Annotated in this window: 5 protein-coding genes; all 5 read left to right on the top strand. The window is 51.8% G+C overall.

Annotated features, from left to right (window positions below):
- A partial coding sequence (locus CJ260_RS12285; protein WP_095630409.1) for an AAA family ATPase occupies positions 1-1,229 on the top strand: 1,229 nt, incomplete at its 5' end.
- A gap of 15 nt (positions 1,230-1,244) precedes the next feature.
- The gene (locus CJ260_RS12280; protein WP_095630404.1) at positions 1,245-1,571 is read left to right on the top strand and encodes a hypothetical protein; all 327 of its coding nucleotides are present in this window, start codon (positions 1,245-1,247) and stop codon (positions 1,569-1,571) included.
- Between the two features lie 11 nt (positions 1,572-1,582).
- Complete coding sequence (locus tag CJ260_RS12275; protein WP_095630408.1) at positions 1,583-2,308, top strand: DUF2303 family protein; 726 nt, start codon at positions 1,583-1,585, stop codon at positions 2,306-2,308.
- Positions 2,309-2,320: 12 nt separating this feature from the next.
- Entirely contained in the window at positions 2,321-3,406 is a 1,086-nt protein-coding gene (locus tag CJ260_RS12270) for an ATP-binding protein (RefSeq protein ID WP_095630407.1), read from the top strand.
- Positions 3,407-3,420: 14 nt separating this feature from the next.
- A partial coding sequence (locus CJ260_RS12265) for a DUF669 domain-containing protein (RefSeq protein ID WP_095630406.1) occupies positions 3,421-3,808 on the top strand: 388 nt, incomplete at its 3' end.

Below are 3,808 nucleotides of genomic sequence, written 5' to 3'. Positions count from 1 at the left end.
CGACGGAAACCGGCCTGACGGTCATCGGCGGCAACAACGGCCAGGGCAAGACCTCTGTGCTGGATGCTATTGCCTGGGCCTTGGGCGGCGATAAGCTGCGGCCGTCGGACGCCCAGCGGCGCGAAAGTGTCATTCCGCCGCGTATCCATATTGAGCTGAGCAACGGCCTGATCGTTGAACGAAAGGGAAAGTCTTCCGCACTGCATGTTATTGACCCAACGGGCCAGAAAGCGGGTCAGCGTCTTTTAGATAGTTTTATTGAGAAACTGGCTTTGAATCTGCCGAAGTTTATGCAGGCGTCGAACAAAGAAAAAGCCGACACGCTGCTAAAGATTATCGGCATCGGCGACGAACTGGCAGGCCTCGAACGGCAGGAACAGTCCTTATATAACCAGCGTCTCGAGATTGGCCGCATTGCAGACCGGAAACGCAAGCACGTCGAGGAAATGGAATACTATCCCGATGCGCCGGACGAACCGGTCAGCGCCGCCGATCTGATCCGCCGGCAGCAGGACATCCTGGCTCGTAACGGCGAGAACCAGCGGAAGCGGGATCAGCTGGCCGCAATGCTAAAGGATAAAAGCCGGATAGAGGAAAAAATTGCTGAACTGCAGGCGCAGCTGGCGCAATATACCGGACAGGCAGAGACATTGGCTGCCAACATCGAAACGGCTCAAAAGACCGTTGCGGAACTACAGGACGAAGGCACGGCAGAGCTGGAAGCGAGTATTGCCAATATCGACGCGATTAACGTCAAGGTGCGGGCCAATGCCGACAAAGTACGGGCCCAGCAGGAAGCAGACGAACTATCCGGCCAATACAATGACTTGTCGGCGCAAATCGATGGCGTTCGTAAAGCCAGGCTGGATTTGCTGGAAAAAGCGCAGATGCCGTTGGACGGCCTTTCGGTAACAGAGGGCGAGTTGACCTATCAGGGCCAGAAATGGGACTGTATGAGCGGCGCCGAACAGTTAAAAGTTTCCACTGCTATTATTCGCTGCCTGAATCCGGAATGCGGTTTTGTCCTTATGGATAAACTAGAGCAGATGGACCGCCATACCTTGGCGGCCTTCGGGGACTGGTTGGAGCAGGAAGGGTTACAGGTCATTGCGACCCGCGTCGGCACGGACGATACGTGCAGCATCATCATCGAAGACGGCTATGTGCAGGGCCAGGAAGCACCGGCAGCGCCTGTGACGGCAAAACAATGGCAGGTAGGTACGTTTTAAAAGGAGGACATGACCATGAAAGAAAAAGTAAAGTTATCGCTTAACAGTGTATGTGACGGCACGCTGAACAAAGAATTTATGCGCCGCTATCCCATGATTTTGCAGGGCCTAAAAAATGACGAATCGGAAGCTGTCGTTACGGTAAAAATCAAGGTTGCCCGGCTGAAGGATTCTGACACGCTGCTCAAGATGTCCGGCTCCGTCGACGTAAAGATGCCGACATCGGCGAAGAAGCAGTCGGTCTATCAGTTCAACGCCGACGACTTTACGATCCAGTCGGAAAAGCCCCAGGACCCGGAAGAATCGCTCACTATTTTACCGTTTTCTAAAGAACAGGCATAGGAGGTACTATTATGGAACAGAAACTCAATATGAACGTCAATGTGCAAGGAAATGAAGCCGTTATCCGCATGGGGAAAGCAACGGAGCCCTTTAACTATCCGGGCACCGTATATAAGGCCCTTTCTACGGATTCCTTTGTCAATATTGTAGAAGCGCGCGGCTCGGAACATACCATTGTCGGCTATCATGACACCGGCTTTGATGCGATTTTAGATGATTCCATTATTGACATGAACCGGGACATTGTGATCTATCGGTTTGCCAAAAGCCTGCAGTTTAATGAATGGGCTGATGTATTGAATACACCGCTGTCGCAGAAGCAGCTCATCGACTTTTTAAAGTGCCGCCGCGATACGACACCCGAAGTGCCGGACAAGGAATTGCTGCTGTATAATCTGCAGAACTTCAAGTTCGTACAAAACATCGAAGCAGACTACTCCCGCATCGATAACAACAACTATACCTTTGCCTTTAAGTCAAAAGACGGCGAGGGTACGGTACAGCTGCCGCAGCAGTTTACGGCAAATATCGATATTATCAAAGGCAGTAACTATTTGCAGGAAGTCGAGATAGAATTGGAAATCCGCCGGCCTAAATCGGCAGATGAAAAGCCGGCCTTTATCCTGACCTGCCCGAAGCTGGCACGATATGAGGAAGAAGCGCGGCTCCGTGAATACAACCTGTTGATGGAGACAATGGACGTCGATACGCTGCTCGTCAATGCGTCGTTATTTTAGGAGGAATGCAGTATGAAAATCATTTCCGGGAAGATACGGAAATATCAGAAAGTCACCGTGTATGGCCCGGAAGGCATTGGTAAATCTACCTTTGCCTCCCGGTTTCCCCGGCCGCTCTTCATCGATACGGAAGGCAGTACGGCCCATTTAGACGTAGACCGGCTGGAACGGCCATCGTCGTGGGTTATGCTGATGCAGTATCTCGACGCCCTCAAAAAGGACAATCAGGGGTATCAGACGCTTGTCATTGATACAGTCGACTGGGCGGAGCATCTCTGCGTGGAGTATATTTGTAAAAAGTATCAACATAATGGCATCGAAGATTTCGGCTATGGCAAGGGCTACATGTACGAGAAGGAAGAGTTCGGCCGGCTGCTGAACCGTTTGCAGGACTTAGTGGATACACGCATGAACGTCGTACTGACGGCTCATGCCATGGTACGCAAATTCGAGCGGCCCGATCAGCCACCGTACGACCGGTACGAGCTGAAACTCAACAAGGCCGGCGCGCAGAAAATCTCCGATATGGTCAAAGAATGGGCTGATATGCTGCTCTTTGCCAATTACAAGGAAGAAGTCTATAAGGTCGACTCCAAGGACGGCAGCAGTAAGAAAACAAAGGTCGTCGGCGGCCAGCGCGTCATGTACACGAGCCATCATCCGAACTGGGACGCCAAGAACCGGCACGGCCTGGCAGAATGCCTGCCCTTTGAGTTTGCACAGATCACCCATTGCATCCCAAATACGATACAAGCGGTGTCCGCAGACCCCGCGCCTATACCAACGCCGTCAATTGAGTCGCCGCCATCTGTTCCGAAACCCATGCAGGAAGAAACGCCCCAAGCATCACCTGCAGCGACTGCTGCACCGAAAGAGGATCTACCGGCGTATTTAAAGCCTTTGTATGACTTAATGGCACGAGAACAGATTACAGAAGAAGAAATCCGAAAGGCCGTCGCTTCGCGGGGATATTTCCCGGAAGACATGCCGATTGTGGCTTATCCAGAAGATTTTGTCAGCGGTTGCTTAGTGGCCGCGTTTCCCACGATCGTGCAGGTCGTGAAAGACTTACGGGAACGGGATACAGTTCCATTTTAAGGAGGTAATAACATATGGCAGAAGAAAGAGCATTTAGCTGGGACGACGAATACACAGAGGCAGAGGAGTTTACGACCCTGCCGGAAGGGGATTATCCCTTTAAAATTGTTAATTTTGAACGGGCCTACTTTGAAGGCAGCGAGAAAATGCCGGCCTGCCCGGAGGCAAAGATTACTTATCAGGTGACAACGCCCGACGGGGCGACGGCGACTGTGCAGCAGAATTTATTCCTGCACTCGAAATTTGAATGGCAGATTACCAACTTTGCCTGCGCGATTGGTCATGCTAAGCGGGGCGATGGCAAATTCCGTATCCGCTGGAACGAAGTCATCGGCGCGACGGGCCGGTTCCGCCTGGGTATCCGCAAGTACAATGATAAGGAATATAACCAAGTAAAGAAGT

Source organism: Megasphaera sp. ASD88 (genome assembly GCF_002287425.1).
GTDB classification, from domain to species: Bacteria; Bacillota; Negativicutes; order Veillonellales; family Megasphaeraceae; genus Megasphaera; species Megasphaera stantonii.
The sequence above is the reverse complement of the archived record's forward strand: the minus strand, read 5'-3'. Positions and strand labels throughout refer to the sequence as shown.

Excerpts from the sequence above, each read along its gene's own strand:
- CJ260_RS12280 (WP_095630404.1), top strand. The coding sequence starts at position 1,245 with ATGAAAGAAAAAGTAAAGTTATCGCTTAACAGTGTATGTGACGGCACG.
- CJ260_RS12275 (WP_095630408.1), top strand. The coding sequence starts at position 1,583 with ATGGAACAGAAACTCAATATGAACGTCAATGTGCAAGGAAATGAAGCC.
- CJ260_RS12270 (WP_095630407.1), top strand. The coding sequence starts at position 2,321 with ATGAAAATCATTTCCGGGAAGATACGGAAATATCAGAAAGTCACCGTG.